Source organism: Ectopseudomonas oleovorans (assembly GCF_029845265.1).
GTDB classification, from domain to species: domain Bacteria; phylum Pseudomonadota; class Gammaproteobacteria; order Pseudomonadales; family Pseudomonadaceae; genus Aquipseudomonas; species Aquipseudomonas oleovorans.
In genome coordinates this window covers 36,012-58,730 of the sequence record NZ_JAOCLK010000032.1, presented here as the reverse complement: position 1 = coordinate 58,730, position 22,719 = coordinate 36,012, and the positions used below count along the sequence as shown (strand labels likewise).

Below are 22,719 nucleotides of genomic sequence, written 5' to 3'. Positions count from 1 at the left end.
CAAAAGCATTCTGGTTACTTAGCCGCCATGCGCAGCGCGCCATCGAGACGGATCGCTTCACCGTTGAGCATCGGGTTCTCGACGATATGCCGCACCAGCGCGGCGTATTCGTCGGGCCGACCCAGTCGCGGCGGGAACGGCACGTTGGCCGCCATCGAATCACGCACCTCCTGCGGCATACCGGCCATCATCGGCGTCTCGAACACGCCGGGGGCAATGCACATCACACGGATGCCCGAGCGCGCCAGATCACGCGCCGCCGGCAGCGTCAGTGCCGCGACGCCGCCCTTGGACGCAGCGTAAGCGACTTGGCCCATCTGCCCGTCAAACGCCGCCACCGAGGCGGTATTGATGATGACCCCACGCTCGCCGCCTGCGTTCGGCGTGTTCTGCGCCATGGCCTCGGCTGCCAGGCGCAACAGGTTGAAGCTGCCGATCAGATTGATCTCGACGGTACGGCGGAAACTGTCCAGGCCATGTGCGCCGAACGCCGCCAACGCCTGTGCCACGGCGGCCTGGCCATCCTCTTCGCGGGTGATATCGGCACATACGAAACGGGCGTTGCCGCCCAGCTCGACGAGGGCCTGCTGGCCCGCTTCTACGTTGATATCCAGCAGCACCACCTTGCCACCGCATCCGACCAGCTCACGGGCTGTTGCCAGGCCAAGACCAGAGGCGCCGCCGCAGATCAGGAATACGGATTCGTCGATACGCATGCTCAACCTCTGTGATTGTTGTGGAGTGAGATTGACAGGCAGATTTGCACAGGCTTACGTTAACGTAAAGGTAAACGAGCAATGACCATGGCAACCACTTACTCCATCTCCGATCTGGCCCGCGAGCTCGACATCACCACCCGCGCCATCCGCTTCTACGAGGAGCAAGGCATGCTCGCGCCGGAGCGGCGCGGTCAGGAGCGCGTTTACAGCGCCAAGGACAAGGTGACGCTGAAACTCATCCTGCGCGGCAAGCGCATCGGCTTCTCACTGGCTGAATGCCGCGAGCTGATCGAGCTCTACGACCCGGAAACCGGCAGCCGTAAACAGCTGGAGACCTTCATGGGCAAGATCGCCGAGCGCCGTCTGCAGCTTGAGCAACAGTTACTGGATATCCAGCAGATGCAGCTGGAACTGGATACCGCCGAGGAGCGCTGTCTCGCTGCCTTGGCCGAAACGACCGCGTAATCACCTCCACGACAAGAACAACAGCAGGTGACCCCATGAGCTACCCCACCCTCAATTTCGGCCTCGGCGAAACCCTCGACATGCTGCGCGACTCGGTCCATCAGTTCGCCCAGAACGAGCTGGCGCCACGTGCCGCGCAGATCGACCGTGACAACGAATTCCCCATGGACATGTGGCGCAAGTTCGGCGACATGGGCCTGCTCGGCATGACGGTCAAGGAAGAGTATGGCGGCACCAACATGGGCTACCTGGCGCATGTGCTGGCCATGGAAGAGATCAGCCGCGCCTCGGCCTCGGTTGGCCTGTCCTACGGCGCGCATTCGAACCTGTGCGTCAACCAGATTCACAAGAACGGCAGCGAGGCGCAGAAGCAGAAGTACTTGCCCAAACTGTGCTCCGGCGAGCATATCGGCGCCCTGGCCATGAGCGAGCCCAACGCCGGCTCCGACGTGGTGTCGATGAAGCTGCGCGCCGAAAAACGCGGCGACCGCTACGTGCTCAACGGCAACAAGATGTGGATTACCAATGGCCCGGACGCCCACACCTACGTGATCTACGCCAAGACCGACATCAACGCCGGCTCGCGTGGCATGACTGCCTTCATCGTCGAGCGCGACTTCAAGGGTTTCTCCCGCCACCAGAAGCTGGACAAGCTGGGCATGCGCGGCTCCAACACCTGCGAGCTGGTGTTCGAAGACTGCGAAGTGCCGGAAGAGAACATCTTAGGCAGCGAGGGCGGTGGCGTACGCGTGCTGATGAGCGGCCTGGACTACGAGCGCACCGTGCTCTCCGGCGGTCCGACCGGGATCATGAGCGCCTGCATGGACGTGGTGCTGCCCTACGTGCACGAGCGTCAGCAGTTCAAGCAGTCCATCGGAGAATTTCAGCTGGTGCAGGGCAAGCTGGCCGACATGTACGCCGGCATGAATGCCTCCAAGTCCTACCTGTACAACGTGGCCAAGGCCTGCGACCGCGGCGAGGAATCGCGCAAGGACGCCGCCGCGGTGATCCTCTATACCGCCGAGATGGCCACCAAGATGGCCCTGGATACCATCCAGCTGCTGGGCGGCAACGGCTACACCAATGAATACCCGGCCGGCCGCCTACTGCGCGACGCCAAGCTCTACGAGATCGGCGCCGGCACCAGCGAGATCCGTCGTATGCTGATCGGCCGTGAGCTGTTCAACGAGACCAAGTGATCCCTTCTCCCGCTGGGAGAAGGTGCCCGAAGGGCGGATGAGGGGCTTTCCCCTCACCCCACCCCTCTCCCGGAGGGAGAGGGAGCCAAGCGAAGAGGCATCCATGCCCATCCTGCATACCCAGATCAACACCCGCTCCCCCGAGTTCGCCAACAATCAGGCGGCCATGCTCGCCCAGGTGAACGAACTGCGCGCCCTGCTCGCCCGCGTCCATGAAGGCGGCGGCGCCAAGGCGCAGGAGCGCCACACCTCGCGCGGTAAATTGCTGCCGCGCGAACGCATCAACCGCCTGCTCGATCCCGGCTCGCCCTTCCTCGAGATCGGCCAGCTCGCCGCCCATGAGGTCTACGGCGAAGACGTGCCCGCCGCAGGGGTGATCGCCGGTATCGGTCGTGTCGAAGGTGTCGAATGCATGATCGTGGCCAACGACGCCACGGTTAAAGGCGGCAGCTACTACCCGCTGACGGTGAAGAAGCACCTGCGCGCCCAGGCCATCGCCCGCGAAAACCGCCTGCCGTGCATCTACCTGGTGGACTCCGGCGGCGCCAACCTGCCGCGCCAGGACGAGGTGTTCCCGGATCGCGAACACTTCGGGCGGATCTTCTTCAACCAGGCCAATATGAGCGCGCTGGGCATTGCGCAGATCGCCGTGGTGATGGGCTCCTGCACCGCCGGTGGCGCCTACGTGCCGGCCATGAGCGACGAGACCATCATGGTGCGCGAACAGGCGACCATCTTCCTCGCCGGCCCGCCGCTGGTGAAGGCCGCCACGGGTGAAGAAGTCAGCGCTGAGGAACTGGGCGGTGCCGATGTGCACTGCAAGACCAGCGGCGTGGCCGACCACTATGCAGAGGACGACGAACACGCCCTGGCCCTGGCCCGACGCAGCATCAGCAATTTGAACTGGCGCAAGCTCGGCCAACTCGACAGCCGCGCGCCCATCCCCCCGCGCTATGCCGCCGAGGAGCTGTACGGGGTGATCCCGGCCGACGCCAAGCAGCCCTTCGATGTACGCGAGGTGATCGCGCGTATCGTCGACGACTCGCAGCTGGATGAGTTCAAGGCGCTGTTCGGCACCACCCTGGTGTGCGGCTTCGCCCGCATCAACGGCTATCCGGTGGCGATCCTGGCGAACAACGGCATCCTCTTTGCCGAGGCTGCGCAGAAAGGCGCGCACTTCGTCGAACTGGCCTGCCAACGTGGCATTCCGCTGCTGTTCCTGCAGAACATCACCGGCTTTATGGTCGGGCAAAAATATGAAGCCGGGGGAATTGCGAAACATGGCGCCAAGCTGGTCACCGCCGTGGCCTGCGCCCAGGTGCCGAAATTCACCGTGATCATTGGCGGCAGCTTCGGCGCCGGTAACTACGGCATGTGCGGCCGTGCCTACGACCCACGCTTTTTGTGGATGTGGCCCAACGCGCGGATCGGTGTGATGGGCGCGCAGCAGGCCGCAGGCGTGCTGGTGCAGGTCAAGCGCGAACAGGCGCAGCGTGCTGGCCAGCCCTACTCCGACGAAGACGAGCAGCGTTTGAAGCAGCCCATCGTCGAGCAGTACGAGCAGCAGGCGCACGCCTTCTATTCCAGCGCCCGGCTGTGGGACGACGGCGTGATCGATCCGGCGCAGACCCGCGAGCTGCTGGCCCTGGCGCTGTCGGCCAGCCTCAACGCGCCCATCGAGCCGACCCGTTTCGGTGTGTTCCGGATGTAACACCAGTCTGTAGGAGCCCGCTTGCGGGCGATCAAAAGCATCGCCGGCAAGCCGGCTCCTACACCAGAGTTCTGAGAGCGACAGACATGACCGAATTCACCACCATCGAGCTTGAAAAAGACCCACGCGGCTTCGCCACCCTGTGGCTGAATCGCCCGGAGAAGAACAACGCCTTCAACGCCGAGATGATCCGCGAGCTGATCCTCGCCCTCGATGCCGTCGGTGAAGACAAAAGCCTGCGTTTTCTCCTGCTGCGTGGCCGTGGCAAGCACTTCTGCGCCGGCGCCGACCTGGCCTGGATGCAACAGGCCGCCGGCCTGGACTACAACGCCAACCTGGGCGATGCCCGCGAACTGGCCGAGCTGATGTACAACCTGCACGGCCTGAAGATCCCGACCCTGGCCGTGGTGCAAGGCGCCGCCTTCGGTGGTGCAGTGGGTCTGGCCAGTTGCTGTGACATGGCCATCGGTGCCGAGGACGCCCTGTTCTCGCTGTCCGAGGTGCGCATCGGCCTGGCCCCGGCGGTGATCAGCCCCTTCGTCGTGCAGGCCATTGGCGAGCGCGCCGCCAAGCGCTACGCGCTCACCGCCGAGCGTTTCGACGGCAAGCGTGCCCGCGAACTGGGCCTGCTCGCCGAATGCTTCCCGGCCGATGAGCTGGACGCTCAGGTCGAAGCCTGGGTCGCCAACCTGCTGCAAAACAGCCCGCAAGCCATGCGCGCCAGCAAGGATCTGCTGCGCGAAGTCGGCAGCGGCGACCTGACCCCAGCCCTGCGCCGCTACACCGAGAACGCCATCGCCCGCCTGCGCGTCAGCGCCGAGGGTCAGGAAGGCCTGCGTGCGTTCCTGGAAAAACGCCAACCCACCTGGCAGGAGCAATGACATGATCGACACCCTGCTGGTCGCCAACCGTGGCGAGATCGCCTGCCGTGTGATGCGTACGGCCAAGGCCATGGGCATTCGTACCGTCGCAGTGCACAGCGCCATCGATGCCAATGCACGGCATGTGCGCGAAGCCGACATGGCGGTGAATCTCGGCGGCGCCAAGCCTGGCGAAAGCTACCTGCTGATCGACAAGATCATCGCTGCCGCCAAGGCCAGCGGCGCGCAGGCCATTCACCCCGGCTACGGTTTTCTCTCGGAGAACGCCGGCTTCGCCCGCGCCATCGAACAGGTCGGATTGATCTTCCTCGGCCCACCCGCCTCTGCTATCGAAGCCATGGGCAGCAAGTCGGCGGCCAAGTCGCTGATGGAGGCTGCCGGCGTGCCGCTGGTGCCCGGCTACCACGGTGAAAAGCAGGATCTTGATACCTTCCGCGAGGCCGCCAAACGCATCGGCTACCCGGTGCTATTCAAGGCCGCTGCCGGCGGCGGTGGCAAAGGCATGAAGGTCGCCGAGTCAGAGGTGCAGTTCGCCGAGACGCTGGAATCCGCGCAGCGCGAAGCGCAGTCAGCCTTCGGCGACTCGCGCATGCTGGTGGAAAAATACGTACTCAAGCCGCGCCATGTGGAGATTCAGGTGTTCGCCGACCAGCACGGCAACTGCCTGTACCTCAACGAGCGCGACTGCTCGATCCAGCGCCGCCACCAGAAGGTGGTGGAGGAAGCGCCCGCCCCCGGCCTGTCCGCCGAACTGCGCCGCGCCATGGGCGAGGCGGCGGTCAAGGCGGCGCAGGCCATCGGCTACGTCGGCGCCGGCACGGTGGAATTTCTGCTGGATGAGCGCGGCGACTTCTTCTTCATGGAGATGAACACCCGCCTGCAGGTCGAGCACCCGGTCACCGAAGCCATCACCGGCCTCGACCTGGTGGCCTGGCAGATTCGCGTTGCTCGTGGCGAGCCACTACCCATCAGCCAAGCGCAGATGCCGCTGAACGGCCACGCCATCGAGGTACGGCTGTACGCCGAAGACCCGGATCACGATTTTCTCCCCGCTACCGGCACCCTGGCGCTGTACCGCGAAGCTGCCAGTGGCGATGGGCGCCGTATCGACAGCGGCGTGGCCGAGGGCGACAGCGTCTCGCCCTTCTATGATCCCATGCTGGGCAAGCTGATCGCCTGGGGCGAGAACCGCGAGCAGGCGCGCCTGCGCCTGCTCGCCATGCTCGGCGACACCCTGGTCGGCGGTGTGAAGACCAACCTGGCGTTCCTGTGCCGCATCCTCGCCCATCCGGCTTTCGCCGCGTGCGAGCTGGATACGGGCTTTATCTCGCGCCATCAGCAGCAGTTGCTGCCTGCACCGAGCGAGTTGCCGGAGGCCTTCTGGCAACTGGCAGCCGATGCCTGGGTACAGAGCGAGGCGCCGCTAGAGCGCGACGACGACCCGCATTCGCCCTGGGCGACCCGCAGTGGCTGGCGCGCCGGTGGCGTGACGGAAATCGAGCTGCACCTGAGCAGTCAGGGCGAGAGCCGCAAGGTGCGCGCGAACAACCGGGCGTGCTTGCAGGGTGAAGAGCTGCTGGCGGAGATCGACGGCACACGCCAGCGTCTACGCGCCATTCGCCGTGGCGAAACCCTCTACCTGCAATGGCGCGGTGAACTGCACGCGATCACCCGCTTCGACCCCATCGCGGCCGTTGAAGCCAGCCACGCCCAGCATGGTGGCTTGAGCGCGCCCATGAACGGCAGCATTGTCCGTGTACTGGTCGAACCCGGCCAGACGGTCGAGGCTGGCGCAGCCCTGGTGGTACTGGAGGCGATGAAGATGGAGCACAGCATCCGCGCGCCGCAAGCCGGGACGGTCAAGGCGCTGTACTGCCGCGAAGGGGAAATGGTCAGCGAAGGTGCAGTGCTGGTGGAGCTCGAACCCTAGGGCGGGCCAGGCGCCAATCCGTTTCAGCCCACCGATTCTGCTCTGTGTAGGGCGGGTGCAACCCGCCAGATCGTGTTGGCGGGTTGCACCCGCCCTACGATTTCTTGCCGCAGACGGTGTGCACGGCGCACCCTACGATGAATACGAGGACAACCGATGAACCTGCCCAAATCCGTACGCCTGGTCGAAGTCGGCCCGCGCGACGGCCTGCAGAACGAGAAGCAGCCGATCAGCGTCGCCGACAAGGTACGCCTGGTGGACGATCTGACAGCAGCCGGTCTGAGCTATATCGAGGTAGGTAGCTTCGTCTCGCCCAAATGGGTACCGCAGATGGCTGGCTCCGCCGAGGTGTTCGCCGGCATTCAGCGCCAGCCGGGCGTCACCTACGCCGCCCTGACGCCCAATCTGAAAGGCCTCGAAGCCGCGCTGGAGGTAAAGGTCGAGGAAGTGGCGGTGTTCGCCGCCGCCAGCGAGGCCTTCTCGCAGAAGAACATCAACTGCTCCATCGCCGGCAGCCTGGCGCGCTTCGTACCGCTGATGGAGGCGGCGAAGGCGACGAACGTGCGCGTGCGCGGCTACGTTTCCTGCGTACTGGGCTGCCCCTACGATGGCGAAATCGCGCCCGAGCAGGTCGCCAGCGTCGCCCGCGAGCTTTACGCCATGGGCTGCTACGAGGTGTCGCTGGGCGACACTATCGGCACAGGCACCGCCGGCAAGACGCGCTCGATGCTCGAGGTGGTCGCTCGCGACATACCGCGTGACAGGCTCGCCGGGCATTTCCACGACACCTATAGCCAGGCCCTGGCCAACATCTACGCCAGCCTGCTCGAAGGCATCAATGTGTTCGACAGCTCGGTGGCCGGCCTGGGCGGTTGTCCCTACGCCAAGGGCGCCACCGGCAACGTTGCCACCGAAGACGTGCTCTACCTGCTGCAGGGCCAGGGTATCGAAACCGGCGTGGACATGGATAAGCTGATCGCCGCGGGTCAACGCATCTGTGAGGTACTGGGCAAGGCCAATGGCTCGCGGGTGGCGCGTGCTCGCCTGAGCCGATAGATGTCATCGCCTTCTGCACTGTAGGAGCGGATTCATCCGCGATTTTCGCGGCTAAAGCCGTTCCTACAAGGGGCTGCAGCGTATCGCCCCGTCGTTTTATCCAGAGTTTCGGAACCGATGAGAAAGTCGGTGCGATAGCAGCAAAGGTCGTCTGAGTTAAAGGTCAAATGCCCCGAACGCACTAAGCTGCAGCCCAGGGACAAGAACGACGAGGACTGACCATGCAGCAACCTCTGTGGACGCCTTCCGCCGAGCGTATCGCCGCCAGCCGAATGGATGCCTTCCGCCGTTTCATCAACGACCGCCATGCCCTGCATCTGGCCGACTACCCTGCCCTGCATGCCTGGAGCGTCGAGCAACGCGAAGCCTTCTGGCAGGCCATCGTCGATTTCTTCCAGATCCACTTCCACGCGCCCGCCGAACGAGTACTACGCGAAGGCCCGGCAATGCCCGATGCGCAGTGGTTTCCCGGTGCCACCCTAAATTTCGCCGAGCATCTGCTGCGTCGCCGTGACGGTCACCCGGCGCTGGTGGCCGTCGGCGAGGATGGTAGCCGCGAGCAACTCAGCCATGCGCAACTGGCCGCCCATGTCGCCGGGCTGCAACGCGCCCTGCACAACGCGGGCGTGGGCATCGGTGATCGGGTGGCTGCATTCATGCCCAACACCTGGCAGACCGTGGTGGGCGTGCTCGCCACCGCCAGCCTCGGCGCCACCTGGTCGAGTTGCTCGCCGGATTTCGGCACCCAGGGGGTCATTGATCGCTTCGGTCAGATCGAGCCCAAGGTGCTGATCGCCGCCGCCGACTACCGCTACGCCGGCAAGCGAATCGACCTCACCGACAAGCTCAACGAAATCCTCCCGCAACTGCCCAGCCTGGAACGGCTGGTTATCGTGCCCTACTCACGCGTCGAGGCCAGACCTACTGATTACAAGTCAGCTGCTCTAACGACCCTCTGGCAGGATTTCTACCAACCCGGCGGCGCGCCGCAGTTCACCCCTGTGCCCTTCGACCAGCCGCTGTACATCCTCTACTCCAGCGGCACCACCGGCGTGCCCAAGTGCATCGTCCACGGCGTCGGCGGCACCCTGCTGCAACACGTCAAGGAGCTGGGCCTGCATACCGACCTTGGGCCCGACGACACTCTGTTCTACTACACCACCTGCGGCTGGATGATGTGGAACTGGCTGATTTCCGGCCTGGCCCTGGGCGCCACCCTGGTGCTTTACGACGGCTCGCCCTTCCATCCCGAACCGGCCCGCCTGATCGATCTGATCGACGCCGAGGACATCTCCATCTTCGGCACCAGCGCCAAGTTCATCGCCGCACTGGAGAAAGCCGGCGTCAGACCTCGTGAAAGCCACAAGCTGAGCAGCCTCAAGGTCATTCTTTCCACCGGTTCGCCACTGGCTCACGAGAGCTTCGAGTACATCTACCGCGACGTGAAACGTGACCTGTGCCTGTCGTCGATTTCCGGCGGCACCGACATCGTCTCCTGTTTCGCCCTGGGCAACCCGACCCTGCCAGTCTGGCGCGGTGAACTGCAGTGCAAGGGCCTGGGCATGGACGTGCAGGTGTGGAACGACAATGGCCAGGCGCTGACAGGGGAAAAAGGTGAACTGGTCTGCGCCAGACACTTTCCTTCAATGCCAGTGGGCTTTTGGAACGATGCAGACGGCGAGAAATTCCGCGCTGCCTATTTCGCCACGTTCCCCGGCGTCTGGGCCCACGGCGATTATGCCGAGGAAACCGCTCATGGCGGCCTGGTCATCCACGGCCGCTCCGACGCCGTACTCAACCCGGGTGGCGTACGCATCGGCACCGCAGAGATCTATCGCCAAGTGGAAAAGGTGCCGCAGGTGCTGGAGTCCATCGTCATTGGCCAGGATTGGCAGGGCGATGTGCGCGTGGTGCTGTTCGTACGTCTGCGTGATGGCGTGACGCTGGACGACACCCTGCGCGAAGAGATTCGCCGAATGATCCGCGCCAACACCACGCCGCGACACGTGCCGGCGAAAATCATCCAGGTCGCCGATATCCCGCGCACCCTCAGCGGCAAGATCGTCGAGCTCGCAGTACGCAACGTCGTCCACGGCAGCCCGGTGAAGAACACCGATGCCTTGGCAAACCCACAAGCGCTGGAGCTGTATCGCAGCCTGGCAGAACTGCGAAACGAGTCGTAGCCAAAAGCCACCAGTCAGAAAAAATCACTATACTGACGCCATTTTTTCGTCTTCACAGCAGCTGAACCCTGGCCAAGGCCAACTCGGCAAATGGTAAGGTGGCGGCATGAACATCATCCAGCGCAACAACGTTCAACGCTTGAAAGCGGAAACGGCCGATGCCCCGACGCTCATCTACGGCCACGGCTTCGGTTGCAATCAGGAGATGTGGAGCAAGGTCACGCCAGCCTTCAGCCAGCACTGGCACCAGGTGCTGTTTGACTATGTCGGCAGCGGCCGCTCCGATGCCAGTGCCTTCCACCCTGCCCGCTATGCCCAGCTGGAGGGTTACGTAGAAGACCTTCTGGAAGTATGCGACGCGCTCGAACTCTCGGGTGATCTGACCTTCGTTGGCCACTCGATCAGTTGCAGCGTCGGCATTCTTGCTGCCATCAGGCGGCCCGAGCTGTTCTCCCGGCTGATTCTTCTCGGCCCCTCCCCCTGTTTTCTCAACGATCCGCCCGACTATCGCGGTGGGTTCGAACGCAGTGACCTGGAAGGGCTGCTGGAGCTGATGGCCCATAACTATCTGGGCTGGGCCCAGCAGTTCGCACCGTTGGTATCGGCCGACGAAACTCCCGCAGTCACCCGGCAGCTCTCCGACAGCTTCTGCTCGACCGACCCAATCATGGCCCATGCCTTCGCTCAAGCCACCTTCTTTTCCGATATCCGCCCGGCGCTACAGTCGTGTCCTTCGCCCAGCCTGATCCTGCACCACCAGCGTGATGCACTGGTTCCCACATCAGTTGCCGACTATCTGCATAGCGCACTCACGGGCAGCACCCTGGAAACGCTGGACGTCAGCGGCCATTGCGCGCACATGAGCCATCCTGAACTGGTGAGCGCCGCCATGCATCGCTACCTGCAGGGAGCACGCACACGTGTTCTATCTTGATCACCTACCCGGCCCGGTACTGGTCACTGACTGCAACGGCCGAATCAAGCACTCCAATTGCGATTTCAAGCGCCTGGCAGGTGCGGGTGCGGCCGAAGGCATGGACCAGTTCTTTCCGCCGGCCAGTCGCATCTTCCTGCAAACCCACGCCTGGCCCCTGTTGCTGCGCAACGGCGAGTTCAGTGAGCTTTACCTGCAACTGCAATCAGAAAACGGCCAGGCAATACCCGTCATGGCCAACGCACGCATCAGCGAAGTCGATGGCACGCCGGAGGTTATCTGGCTGTTCTTCGTCGCCAAGGATCGCCAACGTTTCGAAGCAGAGCTGCTCAAGGCTCGCGAACAGGCACAGGAAAGCGCAGCACAACTGGCCAAAGCCAACCTGGCGCTGCAGAGCGCCTACGCCCAGTTGGCCAACTACGCGGTGGAAATTCAGAGTGAAGCCGAGCAGCTTGCACAACTGAGCCATACCGACCCACTGACTGCGCTGAGTAATCGCAGAGCGCTGTCAGTGCATGTCGAGCAGTGGCTCGGCAGCGTCAGCGACCTGGCTTGCAGCAGCCTCCTGCTGATCGATATCGACCACTTCAAACAGATCAATGATCGCTTCGGCCACGCCGAGGGAGATCGAGTTCTGGTGGATATGGCGCAACGTCTTCTGGCCAGCGTGCGCAGTGGCGACAGTGTGGCGCGCTACGGCGGCGAAGAGTTCGCGATATGGCTACCCCACGCCGATCACGCTGAAGCCAGCGATATCGCCGAGCGCGTGCATGATCAGGTCAAGGCGCTTGAGATCGCCAACGAATCGGTCACGGTAAGCATCGGCATCGCCAGCCTGAAACCCTGTGAACGCTACCTGGAGCGTCTGCTGGCGGCAGCCGACAAAGCCCTTTACATAGCCAAAGCTCAGGGCAGGAATCGCAGCATTCGACACGAGTAGCCGGCTCAGGATCGATCGCTGCATCGGGCCGCAAACGGTGTTACGCTTTCTCGGGATCACGGCCTTGGCCCCTTGTTGCTCAACCTGCTCCCGAACTCTCTCGCTGTCATAGCCCTTGTCCGCGACAATGGTTTCTGCCTCCGGGAGCTTGGCAATCAATGCGGGAGCCTGGGTGCAATCATTGATTTGACCCCCGTAATTTCAAACTCGATGGACAGTCCATGAGCATCAACTGCCAGGTGAATCGTGCTGGTATTGCCAGCTCGACTTTTTCCTATGGCCTCATCGTTGCCACTGGCAGCGCCTGCACTGTGTTGGTGAGCCTTGGCATAGCTGCCATCAATGAACACTCATTCCATGTCGGGCTGCGCCACAAGCGCCTTGAAAACCTTCATTGTCGCTCCAGTATAGGAGGCGTGAAGCCCACCCTACTGACCCTTGCACCCACTCCCAACACTTAACGCAGACACAGCCTTTCTATGGCCTACCATCAGGGGCCCCTTCGGGCCGCAGCTCCACAAGAAATGGCTTGCGCTGGAAGCTCGACAACCCGCTGGACATGCCAAAGGCTTGTCCAGCGCCGCTCGCGCAGAGGACGGCGAAAGGACATTGGCGGACAAAGCTGCGCCATGTCCACCCTACGCCCCCCTGCTTCGTGCAGGAGCGACTCAAGCGCCAACCCGGCACCCCGCCGAACCGCCGGCAGCGCAAGCTGAGCGGCCGCCCAGCTTTTTGTGCACAATCCATAAATAAATTGTTTTTTAGCCATGGCCACAATTTCTATAGTCGGCATATTCTGACCGACAGGACAGCTTTCCTTCGAGCAGAGCAGAGGTGCCGTGAAGCCTCGTGTAAGCCCATGACCATATAAAACAACTGGCAGGCTATGACATGACCGCAGACAGCAACACCCAAGCCCCAGCTGCGCCCGTCGACAACAGCGACCTCATCTATCAGCTGGACGACACGCCAGCTTTCGCCCCTGCCATCTTCGCGGCGCTGCAGCATGTGCTGGCCAGCTTCGTCGGCATCATCACCCCACCCTGATCGTCGGTAGTGCCCTCGGTCTCGGCGCCCATGTGCCTTATCTGGTGAGCATGAATACGCTTGATGCTGCCATCGACCACGATTTTGGCTGCCTGCCCTTCGCGGTCGCGGCTTCGGCGGCGTTCTGCGCGCTCTTGGCTACTTCGTGCGCGGCAGCGGACATTCCATTGATCGCCGTGACCACCTGATCGGTTTCGTGGCGCTACTGCCCATGGCCTGCTCGGAGCGCTGCGCCTGCTCGGAAACCTGGCCCACCAGCTCGGTAAGCTGCCCGGTCATTTCGACGATCTGCCGCACCAGGCCATGCACCTTCTCGACAAACCGGTTGGTTGACCAACTCACGGTTGATGTACACACCGTTCGGGTCGTGCCGCTCGGCCAGGCTCTTGCCGACATCCACCGGGCTGTCGCCACGGAACAGGCGCACCACGTTGGAGTCGTGGCCGAAGAAGTAGCCGTCGGCGCCGTACTTGATCTTCGAGAGGATGGCGATGGCCTGTTCGCGCCTGGCCATGTCGCCTTGCGCGGCGCCATCGTAGAGCCCCTTCACCGAGCCCAGTGCGATCTGGATGTAGTGCTCGAGCTCGCTGCGTTTCTCCTGCAGCAGACGCTCACGGGTCTCGGCCACTTCATCAGCAGCCAGATTCTGCAACACCCTCGCCGCCGTGGCGCTGAGCACCAGCGCGAAGAGGTGACGGGAACCAGCGCAAGCAGGATTACCTTGGCTTTCAATGTCAGGTGCATTGTTATTGTCCTTGTGCGAAGCCAACGCAAAAACGGGGCTACCCGTCTATCGGCAGCCCCGTTCAGGAGTTAAGCGACCCAAGCGCCGAGAACTTAACCCGGCGTCTGTTCACACCTTTACAGCAGCATAGCGGCGGCCCAACCGAACGCCAGCAGCGGTAGGTTGTAGTGCAGGAAGGTGGGTACCACGCTGTCCCAGATGTGGTTGTGCTGACCATCGGCGTTCAACCCCGAGGTAGGCCCGAGCGTCGAGTCCGAGGCAGGTGAACCCGCGTCACCCAAGGCACCGGCCGTGCCGACGATGCAGACGATGGCCAGCGGGCTGAAACCCAGTTGCACGCCCAGCGGCACGAAGATCGCGGCGATGATCGGGATGGTCGAGAAGGAAGAGCCAATGCCCATGGTCACCAGCAGCCCGACCAGCAGCATCAGCAACGCGCCAACGGCCTTGTTGTGGCCAATCAGGGCTGCAGAGCTATCGACCAGCGTCTTGACCTCACCGGTGGTCTTCATCACCTCGGCGAAACCTGCAGCGGCGATCATGATGAAGCCGATCATGGCCATCATCTTCATGCCCTCGGTAAACAGACCGTCCGCTTCCTTCCAGCGCACCACGCCGGACACCGAGAAAATCACGAAACCGACCAGCGCACCGATGATCATCGAGTCCAGCCACAGCTGCACGACGAACGCCGCGGCGATGGCCAGCCCTGCCACCAGCAGGCTCAGCGGGTTGTAGTGCATGTCCACGCGTTCGGCCTGCGCGACTTTCTCCAGGTCATAGACGCGCTTACCACGGTAGCTGAACAGCACCGCGACAAGCAGGCCGAAGAGCATGCCCAGGGCCGGAATGAACATCGCCTGGGTGACATTGATACCCGTGACATCAACCCCGGACTTGGCGACATTGGCCAGCAGGATCTCGTTGAGGAAGATGCCGCCAAAACCCACCGGCAGGAACATGTACGGTGTGATCAGGCCGAAGGTCAGCACGCAGGCGATCAAGCGACGGTCGAGCTGCAACTTGCTCAATACATAGAGCAGCGGCGGTACCAGCAACGGAATGAAGGCGATGTGGATCGGCAGCAGGTTCTGCGAGGAGATCGCCACCGCCAGCAGCAGCCCGATCAGCAGCCACTTCAGCGCACCACCGGCGCCTTCCTGCTGCTTGCCGACCAGCGCCAGCGCCTTGTCCGCCAGGGCGTGGGCCAGGCCCGCCTTGGCGATGGCCACGGCGAAAGCCCCCAGCAGCGCGTATGAAAGGGCAACGGTCGCCCCACCACCGAGCCCCTGGTTGAACGCCTTCAGCGTGCCCTCGACGCCCAGCCCACCAAGCAGCCCACCGGCCAGCGCACCAATGATCAGCGCCACGACCACGTGTACGCGACAGAGACTGAGGACCAGCATGATGCCGACCGCAGCGATTACAGCGTTCATAAAGCACTCCACCTGCACGGCGCAAAAAGCCGCGTACTTTGCCGTAAGCGAGCCACACCTGTCAAAACGCATGCTCGTTCATTATTTAAATCGAAACGTGCATAATTTCGACCACACACGTATCGATCAAGAATACGGGCCGCACACCGATAACCCTCTAAGTCCATGTAGAAAGGAACGCACCATGCTGTTCAGCCGTCTTTCGATCCAATGGAAGATCACCCTGCTCGCCGGCCTGTGCCTGCTCGCCATCGTCACCTTGCTGGTGGGTGCCTCGCAGTATCAGTCCAACCGCAGCGCCAGCCTGGTGCGCGACGCAAGCTCTGCCATGCTGGAAGAGAGCGCGACACTGCGCCTCAAGGCGCGCAGTGAATTACAGGCGATTCGCATCCAGCGTTACTTCATGGACGCCTACCAGTACGGCAAGGGGTTTTCCCGGCAGATTCTGTTTCTGCGCGAGCAGGCTGAGAAGCGCTTTCTCGATGCCTTCGACCTGCGTGAGGACCTGACCCGCCAGGTGCGCAGCAGCCTGGAAGCCAACCCCACCCTGCTCGGCCTGTACCTGGTGTTCGAACCCAACGCTCTGGACGGCAAGGACGAGCTGTTCGCCGACCAGCCCGACCTGGGCAGCAATGACGCAGGGCGCTTCGCGCTGTACTGGGCACAACCCACGATCGGCAAGCTGGAAGCCGAGGCCATGACCGAAGAATTGCTCGGCGACACCACGCCGGGTGACAACGGCGTGGCCTACAACGCCTGGTACACCTGCCCGCGCGAGACCCGTCAGCCCTGCGTACTGGAGCCTTATTACGACGAGGTCGGCGGGCAGAAGACGCTGATGACCAGCATCGCCTTCCCGCTGGAACTAGACGGCAAGATCATCGGCGTGATGGGCGTCGATATCAGCCTGGCCAGCCTGCAACAGATCAGCCAGGAGGCCAATCGCGAGCTGTATGACGGCCAGGGCCATATCAGCATCTTCAGCCCCAGCGCCCTGCTGGCGGGCCACAGCCGCGACGGCAGCCTGCTGAGCCAGCCGGTCGAACGCGCCTTTCCCGAAAACGCCAGCGAACTGCGCGGCCTGATCCAGAGCGGCAGCGATGCCGAGCTGCATCACGGTGACATGCTCCGCGAGATCAGCCCGTTCAAACCCATCCCCGAGTCAAAGCCCTGGTCAGTGCTGCTCGAAGTACCTCAGAACGTACTGCTAGAGCGCGCCATCACGCTGGGCGCACAGCTCGATGCCAACCGTGCCAGTGACAGTCTGGTCGCGCTGCTGATGGGCCTTGTCGCGGTGATCGCCGGTCTGCTGCTGATGTGGCTGACGGCACGCGGCGTAACGCGGCCGATTCTCGGTGTGGCCGCCATGCTCAGGGATATCGCCAGCGGCGAAGGCGACCTGACCCGCCGCCTGCAATACGCCCGGCAGGATGAGCTGGGCGAGTTGGCTGGCTGGTTCAACCGCTTCCTCGACAAACTGCAGCCCATCATCGCCGACGTGAAGAACAGCGTGATCGACGCCCGCAGCACGGCCGATCAGTCCGCAGCGATCGCCAGCCAGACCAGCGCCGGCATGCAGCAGCAGTATCGCGAGGTTGACCAGGTGGCGACCGCCTTCCAGGAAATGAGCGCCACCGCCCAGGATGTCGCCCACAATGCCGCGCAGGCCGCAGAAGCCGCGCGCAATGCCGACCAGGCCAGCCGAGAAGGCCTGCAGGTGATCGACCGCACTACCAGCACCATCGATCTTTTGGCCAATGAAATGAATGTGGCCATGCAGGAAGTCGAAGGCCTGGCCAACAGCAGCGAGCAGATCGGCTCGGTGCTGGAGGTGATTCGCTCGATTGCCGAGCAGACCAACCTGCTTGCCCTCAACGCCGCCATCGAGGCCGCGCGTGCGGGCGAAGCCGGTCGCGGCTTTGCCGTGGTCGCCGACGAAGTACGCAACCTGGCCAAACGCACCCAGGATTCGGTGGAGGAAATCCGCCAGGTGATCGAAGGCCTGCAGAACGGCACGCGCGAGGTGGTCAGCACCATGCACAGCAGTCATCGCCAGGCTCAGGGCAGCGTCGAGCAGGTTCAGCAGGCCGTGGCCGCGCTGCAGCGCATCAGCCAGGCGGTCAGCACCATTACCGATATGAACCTGCAGATCGCCAGCGCGGCGGAGGAACAGAGTTCGGTGGCCGAGGAGATCAACCGCAACGTTGCCTCGATTCGCGACGTCACCGAAGCCATCACCGCGCAGGCCGACGAGTCGGCGCAGGTGAGCCAGAACCTCAATCGCCTGGCCAATCACCAGCAGAGCCTGATGGATCAGTTCCGCGTGTAACCTCAGATAGGGTGCGCCGCGCGCACCTCAAATCCGGGCGCGCACAGGCGGACATGACGCCAAATCATCCTCGATCTGGCGGCGCTTCCCTTGCGGCGCAGGCAGGCAATCACCTAGCCTGCGTTCTTTTTTCGGGGGAAGCAGCATGCTCAATATCGCCTTGGTCGCCGGCTCCAGCCGCAACAACAGCCAATCGGGAAAGGTCGCTCGCGTGCTGCGTCAGCGCCTGATCGAGATGGGGCAAACCACTCAGGACACCAGCAGCATCATCGATCTGGGCCTGGCGCCGCTACCGCTGTGGCCCGCTGAAGATGCCGGCCCCTGGGGCATGTATCAACAGCAACTGGCCGCCGCCGATGCGGTGGTGATCATCGCGCCGGAGTGGAACGGCATGGCCTGCCCGGCGATCAAGAATTTCTTCATCTACGCCAGCAAGGCCGAACTGGCGCACAAGCCGGGCCTGCTGGTTGGCGTTTCCTCCGGTATTGGTGGCGCCTACCCGATCAGCGAACTGCGCGCCTCCAGTTACAAGAACTGCCGCCTGTGCTACCTGCCGGAGCACCTGATCGTGCGTCAGGTCGAGAAGGTATTGAACGGCCCGCAGGCGGTGGACGAAGCCGATGAGCGCATCCGCGCCCGCATCGATTACGCGCTCGATGTACTGGTGCGTTACGCCCACGCCCTGCAGCCGGTACGCGCCGCCATCAGCTTCGACAACTCGGCCTTCGCCAACGGTATGTAAGGGATCCGTGGGTGGATTAGCGGCGCTGAACGCAGCGTTTGCAGGCGCCAACAAACTTACCGCGCCGCGTAACCCACCAGCGATGGCTCGCCTAACCTTGGTTCAACGCCGTGGCAGAATGACCACCACTCGCAGCCCGCCCAGCGGGCTGTCCTGCAGTTCTATACGGCCATGCCAGGCCTCGATGATGTCGCGCACGATACCCAGCCCCAGGCCGTGCCCCGCCACTTGTTCATCCAGGCGAGTACCGCGGCCCAGCACGGCCTCGCGGCGTTCGGCATCGATGCCGGGGCCGTCGTCATCGACAGACAGGCGATAGCCTTCGGCACTCTCCTCCACCGTCAACTGCACGCGCTGATCGGCCCATTTGCAAGCGTTGTCCAACAGGTTGCCGAGCAGCTCCAGCAAATCTTCACGATCACGCGGCAGCACCAGGCCTGGCGGCGCCTGCCAGTCCAGACTCAGGCCGCGGTCATGAATCATCGACAAGGTCGCGAACAATCCTGGCAGCTCCTGCGCGCAATCGAAGCGTGCCCCCGGCAGCACCTCACCAGCCAGGCGCGCACGCCCCAGCTCGCGGCTGAGACGCTGCTCGATCTGCTCCAACTGTTCACGCATGGTCGCGCGCAGGGCCGGATGAGCCGCCAACTCTTCACGACCCGCTAGGCTGATCAGCACTGCCAGCGGCGTTTTAAGTGCATGGCCAAGATTGCCCAACGCATTGCGCGAGCGCTTGAGGGTGTCCTCGGTATGCGCCAACAGGTGGTTGATCTGCGCGACCAGAGGCTCCAGCTCCTCGGGCACCTCGGCATCCAGATCGCTACGTCGACCCTGCTGCAGTTGCGCGATCTGCTGACGCACCTGTTCCAGTGGGCGCAGGGCTCGGCGAACGGTGTAGCGCTGGGCAACAAGGATCAGCAGCAGCGCAGCGCCTCCCAGGCCCAAACCCACCCACTGCATGCGGCGAAAACTCTGCAGTATCGGCTGGTAATCCTGCGCCACGCTGATCGACAGATTCTCGCCATAGCGACGGTAGTCGGCGCGGTAGATCAGCAGCAACTGGCCTTGCGGGCCATCGCCCAGCTCGGCCTGCATGCCAATGCCGTTGGGTTTGAGCAGCTCACGATCCCACAGCGAGCGTGAACGCCAGCTGCGGTCGGAAAAATCGATGCGAAAGTAATGCCCCGAGAATTGCCGTTGGAACGAAGGATCGAGACGTCGCTCATCCAGTTGCAAACCTGCCGGACCACGGATCAGCGCGGCCAGCAGGCCTTGCGCCTCGTCACGCAGATTCTCTTCCAGATAAGCGCGCAGGCCGCGGTCGAAGACCCAGAGGCTGGCCTGCGCCAGTACCAGCCCAACCAGCAGCAGCGTCGCGGCCAGGCCAATACCGAGCCGGCGCTGAATGGACCTCAACCCTGCTCTCCGGTAAAGCGGTAGCCCTGCCCGCGACGGGTCTCGATCACGTTACGTCCGAGCTTGCCGCGCAGGCGGTTGACGTGAACCTCGATGACGTTGGAATCACGCTCTGTCTCGCCGTCATAGAGGTGGTCGGCGAGATGACTCTTGGAGAGAATCTGCCCCGGATGCAGCATGAAATAACGCAGCAGACGAAACTCGGCTGCAGTCAGGTCGATGGCTTCGCCGCCTGCTGTCACGCACTGGCGGCTCTCGTCCAGTTGCAGCCCGGCGGCCTCCAGTTGCGGCTGGTTAGCCAGGCCATGGGCGCGGCGCAACAGCGCCTGGATGCGCAGGGCCAGTTCCTCGGGGTGGAAGGGTTTGGTCAGGTAGTCGTCGGCGCCGGCCTTCAGTCCTTCGATGCGCTCGGCCCAGGAACCTCGCGCAGTCAGCACCAGCACCGGCGTGGCCAGTCCGCCGGCACGCCACTCCTGCAGCACCTCAAGCCCCGGCTTGCCTGGCAGGCCTAGGTCGAGAATGATCAGGTCATAAGGCTCGCTGGCGCCCTGATAGGCCGCATCACGGCCATCGGCCAACCAGTCCACGGCATAGCCCTGACGCGTGAGGCTGGCGGTCAACTCATCGGCCAGGGGTACATGGTCTTCCACCAGCAACAGGCGCATCAGTCGTCTTCCTCATCCTTCAGAATATTGCCGTTGCGGGCATCCAGTTCGAGCTCACGCACCACGCCCGAGGTGGTCAGAATCTCGACTTCATAGACCAGCACGCCATCCTCTTCCTCCAGCTCCGCTTCGAGCAAAGTGGAACCGGGGTAGGCATTGCCGATGTGCTCCATCAGCTGCTCGAAGGGCATGATGACACCCTCGCGCCGCAGGCGCAGAGCCTCATCCTGGTCGAGATCGCGCGCAATCCCCGGCACACTGGCGAAACCGCATGCCAGAACCAGCAACAGCGCGGTGGTACGTCGAAACTTCATCAATCGTCCTGATGGTTCTTGAGGATTTCCCCGGTGCTGGCATCCAGCTCCAGGTCCCACTGCACGCCCTGGGTATCGCGCAGCTCGATCTGATAGATATAGCGACCGTATTCGTCTTCCAACTCGGTTTCTTCGATGCGCGCGCCTGGATGCTGGGCCAGTGCCGCTTCATTGAGCTGTTCGAAGGATTTGATGGTCCCGGCATCACGCAGACGCTGGGCCTCATCCGGGCCGAGATCACGCGCCTGGGCAATGGTAGCGACGCTGGCGAGGGTGGCAAGTGTTGCGAGGCTGATCAATCGTTTCATGGGTTTCTCCAGCAGTGAATCAGTGACTGCCACTCTAGGCCCAGGCACTTAATTCAAGCTGAATTCACTCACGTCATTCACCGCATGAAGTGGCTTGGCCTGCTCGCCCACGCCTCTATAATCGCCTGCTGCGAAAGGAGGCATGATGAGCGCGATCCATATCAAATCCCCTGCCCTGACTATCAAGGTCGGCCCCAGAGCCTTGGCGCGAATTAGCCAGAATGGCCTGAGCCCGGCGGACGTCGGCATCCTGCCTGGAGCGGCAGGCGGGCCCAAGGGCATCGGCATTCAAGGCCTGGATCTGGCACTGTTTGGTGACTGGTTGCTTCGCGCGCCGCGTGAACGCGCGCTGATCGGCGCGTCCATCGGCTCCTGGCGCTTCGCCAGTGCCTGCCTGCCCGATCCGGCAGTGGGGATTCGACGACTCGGTGAGCTGTACACCTCCCAGCGCTTCGCCAAAGGCGTGAGCATGGCCGAGGTGTCGGGCAGTTGCCGGCAGATGCTCAACGAGCTGCTCGCCGATCAGGATGCCGCCATCATCGCCAACCCGCACTACCGCCTGCATATTGTCGTGGTCAATAGCCATGGCCTGCTGCAACACGACCATCGCGGCAAACTCGGCCTTGGCCTGTCATCGGTGATCGGCAACAACTTTCTGGCCCGCCAGCGCCTTGGCCGTCATTTCGACCGAGTGATTCTGCACGATGCGCGACAGGTGCCGCCCCTGGCTCAGTTGAGCGACTTCCGTTCGCACTTCCATGCGCTGACCTCGAAGAACCTGCGCCACGCCCTGCTGGCTTCGGGCTCGATCCCCATGGTGATGGAGGCGATTCGTGAAATTCCTGGCCTGGAACCAGGCGCCTACCGCGACGGCGGCCTACTCGACTATCACCTCGACCTGCCCTACAGCGGCGAAGACATCGTGCTCTATCCGCACTTCACCGACCGGGTGATACCGGGCTGGTTCGACAAGAGCATGCCTTGGCGCCGTGGCGACCGCAGCCGCCTGCAGGACGTACTGCTGCTGGCACCATCACGCGACTACCTGGCGCGCCTGCCGCACGGTAAGCTGCCGGATCGTACCGACTTCAAGCGTTACCTGGGCAATGATGAGGGGCGCGAGCGCTACTGGCGTCAGGCCATGGCCGAGAGCGCGCGGCTCGGCGACGAATTTCTCGAACTGGTCGAAAGCGGCCGCCTGGCAGAACGCCTGCAACCCCTCTGATTGATCCGGTCAACCTTTTGAGCGGACGTGATTAGGCGGCAATCGGGCCATACCTGATAAACTGTGCCGCTCAACGCCAATCAGGCGGAATCATTTACGCGAGCGCTGTTCAGTGGAATTGTTCAAAGAGTTCATCTTCGAGGCGGCCCATCGCCTGCCACACGTACCGGAAGGCCACAAATGCGGCCGCCTGCACGGCCACTCCTTTCGAGTCGCCATTTATATCGAAGGTGAAGTCGATCCCTATACCGGTTGGATTCGTGACTTTTCTGAGATCAAGACGATCTTCAAACCGATCTACGAGCAGCTCGACCACAACTACCTGAACGACATCCCCGGCCTGGAAAACCCAACCAGCGAAGTGCTGGCCAAGTGGATCTGGCAACAGGTCAAACCCTTGCTGCCTGAGCTGTCGCGCGTACGCATCCACGAGACCTGCACCAGCGGCTGCGAATATCGCGGCGATTGATCAGC

The 22,719-nt window shown here is 63.0% G+C and carries 19 protein-coding genes and 3 pseudogenes; 14 read left to right on the top strand and 8 right to left on the bottom strand.

Annotated features, from left to right (window positions below):
• Window positions 1-14: 14 nt before the first annotated feature.
• Window positions 15-716 (bottom strand): SDR family NAD(P)-dependent oxidoreductase, encoded by a 702-nt coding sequence (locus N5J71_RS16085; protein WP_003461350.1) that lies wholly within the window; start codon window positions 714-716, stop codon window positions 15-17.
• A gap of 87 nt (window positions 717-803) precedes the next feature.
• On the opposite strand from N5J71_RS16085, the gene N5J71_RS16080 reads away from it, so the two are divergent.
• The 9 genes from N5J71_RS16080 to N5J71_RS16040 all read left to right on the top strand — a co-directional run bounded on the left by N5J71_RS16080 (window position 804) and on the right by N5J71_RS16040 (window position 12,018).
• Complete coding sequence (locus N5J71_RS16080) at window positions 804-1,184, top strand: MerR family transcriptional regulator (protein WP_017676704.1); 381 nt, start codon at window positions 804-806, stop codon at window positions 1,182-1,184.
• Between the two features lie 35 nt (window positions 1,185-1,219).
• Window positions 1,220-2,383, top strand: coding sequence for an isovaleryl-CoA dehydrogenase (locus N5J71_RS16075; RefSeq protein ID WP_074855996.1), 1,164 nt, complete (start codon window positions 1,220-1,222; stop codon window positions 2,381-2,383).
• 103 nt (window positions 2,384-2,486) lie between these two features.
• The gene (locus N5J71_RS16070) at window positions 2,487-4,094 is read left to right on the top strand and encodes a carboxyl transferase domain-containing protein (protein WP_206419297.1); all 1,608 of its coding nucleotides are present in this window, start codon (window positions 2,487-2,489) and stop codon (window positions 4,092-4,094) included.
• An 86-nt stretch (window positions 4,095-4,180) separates the two neighbouring features.
• Window positions 4,181-4,975 (top strand): gamma-carboxygeranoyl-CoA hydratase, encoded by a 795-nt coding sequence (locus N5J71_RS16065; RefSeq protein ID WP_074855992.1) that lies wholly within the window; start codon window positions 4,181-4,183, stop codon window positions 4,973-4,975.
• Window position 4,976: 1 nt separating this feature from the next.
• Window positions 4,977-6,905 (top strand): acetyl/propionyl/methylcrotonyl-CoA carboxylase subunit alpha, encoded by a 1,929-nt coding sequence (locus N5J71_RS16060; RefSeq protein ID WP_084340751.1) that lies wholly within the window; start codon window positions 4,977-4,979, stop codon window positions 6,903-6,905.
• Window positions 6,906-7,061: 156 nt separating this feature from the next.
• Window positions 7,062-7,961 (top strand): hydroxymethylglutaryl-CoA lyase, encoded by a 900-nt coding sequence (locus tag N5J71_RS16055; RefSeq protein WP_279917217.1) that lies wholly within the window; start codon window positions 7,062-7,064, stop codon window positions 7,959-7,961.
• Between the two features lie 221 nt (window positions 7,962-8,182).
• A complete protein-coding gene (locus tag N5J71_RS16050; protein ID WP_116618531.1) occupies window positions 8,183-10,144 on the top strand; it encodes an acetoacetate--CoA ligase in 1,962 nt (653 codons plus the stop codon).
• 106 nt (window positions 10,145-10,250) lie between these two features.
• Window positions 10,251-11,078: an alpha/beta fold hydrolase gene (locus N5J71_RS16045; RefSeq protein WP_003461339.1), complete on the top strand. Its 828-nt coding sequence runs from the start codon at window positions 10,251-10,253 to the stop codon at window positions 11,076-11,078.
• A 100-nt stretch (window positions 11,079-11,178) separates the two neighbouring features.
• On the top strand, window positions 11,179-12,018 hold the full coding sequence (locus N5J71_RS16040) for a GGDEF domain-containing protein (protein ID WP_306811871.1): 840 nt from the start codon (window positions 11,179-11,181) through the stop codon (window positions 12,016-12,018).
• On the opposite strand, the pseudogene N5J71_RS16035 reads toward N5J71_RS16040, so the two are convergent.
• A pseudogene (locus N5J71_RS16035) lies at window positions 12,001-12,416 on the bottom strand (IS5 family transposase); the annotation flags it as partial. The gene N5J71_RS16040 and the pseudogene N5J71_RS16035 sit on opposite strands and share 18 nt — an antisense overlap.
• Window positions 12,417-12,909: 493 nt before the next feature.
• Here N5J71_RS16035 and N5J71_RS16030 point away from each other — a divergent pair.
• Window positions 12,910-13,118, top strand: a pseudogene (locus N5J71_RS16030) (xanthine permease XanP); the annotation flags it as partial.
• Here N5J71_RS16030 and N5J71_RS16025 read toward each other — a convergent pair.
• Together N5J71_RS16025 and N5J71_RS16020 are read right to left on the bottom strand one after the other, a co-directional pair.
• Window positions 13,109-13,809: pseudogene (locus N5J71_RS16025) on the bottom strand (cache domain-containing protein); the annotation flags it as partial. The pseudogenes N5J71_RS16030 and N5J71_RS16025 sit on opposite strands and share 10 nt — an antisense overlap.
• A 117-nt stretch (window positions 13,810-13,926) precedes the next feature.
• Entirely contained in the window at window positions 13,927-15,246 is a 1,320-nt protein-coding gene (locus tag N5J71_RS16020) for a Na+/H+ antiporter family protein (protein WP_003461330.1), read from the bottom strand.
• 184 nt (window positions 15,247-15,430) lie between these two features.
• Here N5J71_RS16020 and N5J71_RS16015 point away from each other — a divergent pair, with 184 nt between their 5' ends.
• A complete protein-coding gene (locus tag N5J71_RS16015) occupies window positions 15,431-17,575 on the top strand; it encodes a methyl-accepting chemotaxis protein (protein WP_104729705.1) in 2,145 nt (714 codons plus the stop codon).
• A gap of 145 nt (window positions 17,576-17,720) precedes the next feature.
• Window positions 17,721-18,317, top strand: coding sequence for an NADPH-dependent FMN reductase (locus N5J71_RS16010; protein ID WP_017676629.1), 597 nt, complete (start codon window positions 17,721-17,723; stop codon window positions 18,315-18,317).
• A gap of 102 nt (window positions 18,318-18,419) precedes the next feature.
• Here the strand turns inward: N5J71_RS16010 and N5J71_RS16005 are convergent, their stop codons facing one another.
• Genes N5J71_RS16005 through N5J71_RS15990 form a run of 4 tightly spaced genes read right to left on the bottom strand, consistent with a single transcriptional unit; the run spans window position 18,420 to window position 21,020 of the window.
• Window positions 18,420-19,733, bottom strand: a complete 1,314-nt coding sequence (locus N5J71_RS16005; RefSeq protein WP_279917216.1) for an ATP-binding protein — start codon at window positions 19,731-19,733, stop codon at window positions 18,420-18,422.
• Window positions 19,730-20,398 (bottom strand): response regulator transcription factor, encoded by a 669-nt coding sequence (locus N5J71_RS16000; RefSeq protein ID WP_003461322.1) that lies wholly within the window; start codon window positions 20,396-20,398, stop codon window positions 19,730-19,732. Before N5J71_RS16000 ends, N5J71_RS16005 begins: the two co-directional genes overlap by 4 nt.
• Window positions 20,398-20,712: a PepSY domain-containing protein gene (locus N5J71_RS15995; protein WP_003461320.1), complete on the bottom strand. Its 315-nt coding sequence runs from the start codon at window positions 20,710-20,712 to the stop codon at window positions 20,398-20,400. The genes N5J71_RS16000 and N5J71_RS15995 overlap by 1 nt, the downstream gene beginning before the upstream one ends.
• Window positions 20,712-21,020: a PepSY domain-containing protein gene (locus N5J71_RS15990; RefSeq protein ID WP_003461318.1), complete on the bottom strand. Its 309-nt coding sequence runs from the start codon at window positions 21,018-21,020 to the stop codon at window positions 20,712-20,714. Before N5J71_RS15990 ends, N5J71_RS15995 begins: the two co-directional genes overlap by 1 nt.
• A 145-nt stretch (window positions 21,021-21,165) precedes the next feature.
• On the opposite strand from N5J71_RS15990, the gene N5J71_RS15985 reads away from it, so the two are divergent.
• Window positions 21,166-22,245, top strand: a complete 1,080-nt coding sequence (locus N5J71_RS15985) for a patatin-like phospholipase domain-containing protein (protein ID WP_074855978.1) — start codon at window positions 21,166-21,168, stop codon at window positions 22,243-22,245.
• A gap of 112 nt (window positions 22,246-22,357) precedes the next feature.
• The gene (gene queD / locus N5J71_RS15980) at window positions 22,358-22,714 is read left to right on the top strand and encodes a 6-carboxytetrahydropterin synthase QueD (RefSeq protein ID WP_074855975.1); all 357 of its coding nucleotides are present in this window, start codon (window positions 22,358-22,360) and stop codon (window positions 22,712-22,714) included.
• Window positions 22,715-22,719 lie beyond the last annotated feature (5 nt).

What these genes read in the sequence shown, in the direction of transcription:
- N5J71_RS16085 (WP_003461350.1), bottom strand. Translation starts at nt 716, where the DNA reads ATGCGTATCGACGAATCCGTATTCCTGATCTGCGGCGGCGCCTCTGGT.
- N5J71_RS16080 (WP_017676704.1), top strand. Translation starts at nt 804, where the DNA reads ATGGCAACCACTTACTCCATCTCCGATCTGGCCCGCGAGCTCGACATC.
- N5J71_RS16075 (WP_074855996.1), top strand. Translation starts at nt 1,220, where the DNA reads ATGAGCTACCCCACCCTCAATTTCGGCCTCGGCGAAACCCTCGACATG.
- N5J71_RS16070 (WP_206419297.1), top strand. Translation starts at nt 2,487, where the DNA reads ATGCCCATCCTGCATACCCAGATCAACACCCGCTCCCCCGAGTTCGCC.
- N5J71_RS16065 (WP_074855992.1), top strand. Translation starts at nt 4,181, where the DNA reads ATGACCGAATTCACCACCATCGAGCTTGAAAAAGACCCACGCGGCTTC.
- N5J71_RS16060 (WP_084340751.1), top strand. Translation starts at nt 4,977, where the DNA reads ATGATCGACACCCTGCTGGTCGCCAACCGTGGCGAGATCGCCTGCCGT.
- N5J71_RS16055 (WP_279917217.1), top strand. Translation starts at nt 7,062, where the DNA reads ATGAACCTGCCCAAATCCGTACGCCTGGTCGAAGTCGGCCCGCGCGAC.
- N5J71_RS16050 (WP_116618531.1), top strand. Translation starts at nt 8,183, where the DNA reads ATGCAGCAACCTCTGTGGACGCCTTCCGCCGAGCGTATCGCCGCCAGC.
- N5J71_RS16045 (WP_003461339.1), top strand. Translation starts at nt 10,251, where the DNA reads ATGAACATCATCCAGCGCAACAACGTTCAACGCTTGAAAGCGGAAACG.
- N5J71_RS16040 (WP_306811871.1), top strand. Translation starts at nt 11,179, where the DNA reads ATGGACCAGTTCTTTCCGCCGGCCAGTCGCATCTTCCTGCAAACCCAC.
- N5J71_RS16020 (WP_003461330.1), bottom strand. Translation starts at nt 15,246, where the DNA reads ATGAACGCTGTAATCGCTGCGGTCGGCATCATGCTGGTCCTCAGTCTC.
- N5J71_RS16015 (WP_104729705.1), top strand. Translation starts at nt 15,431, where the DNA reads ATGCTGTTCAGCCGTCTTTCGATCCAATGGAAGATCACCCTGCTCGCC.
- N5J71_RS16010 (WP_017676629.1), top strand. Translation starts at nt 17,721, where the DNA reads ATGCTCAATATCGCCTTGGTCGCCGGCTCCAGCCGCAACAACAGCCAA.
- N5J71_RS16000 (WP_003461322.1), bottom strand. Translation starts at nt 20,398, where the DNA reads ATGCGCCTGTTGCTGGTGGAAGACCATGTACCCCTGGCCGATGAGTTG.
- N5J71_RS15995 (WP_003461320.1), bottom strand. Translation starts at nt 20,712, where the DNA reads ATGAAGTTTCGACGTACCACCGCGCTGTTGCTGGTTCTGGCATGCGGT.
- N5J71_RS15990 (WP_003461318.1), bottom strand. Translation starts at nt 21,020, where the DNA reads ATGAAACGATTGATCAGCCTCGCAACACTTGCCACCCTCGCCAGCGTC.
- N5J71_RS15985 (WP_074855978.1), top strand. Translation starts at nt 21,166, where the DNA reads ATGAGCGCGATCCATATCAAATCCCCTGCCCTGACTATCAAGGTCGGC.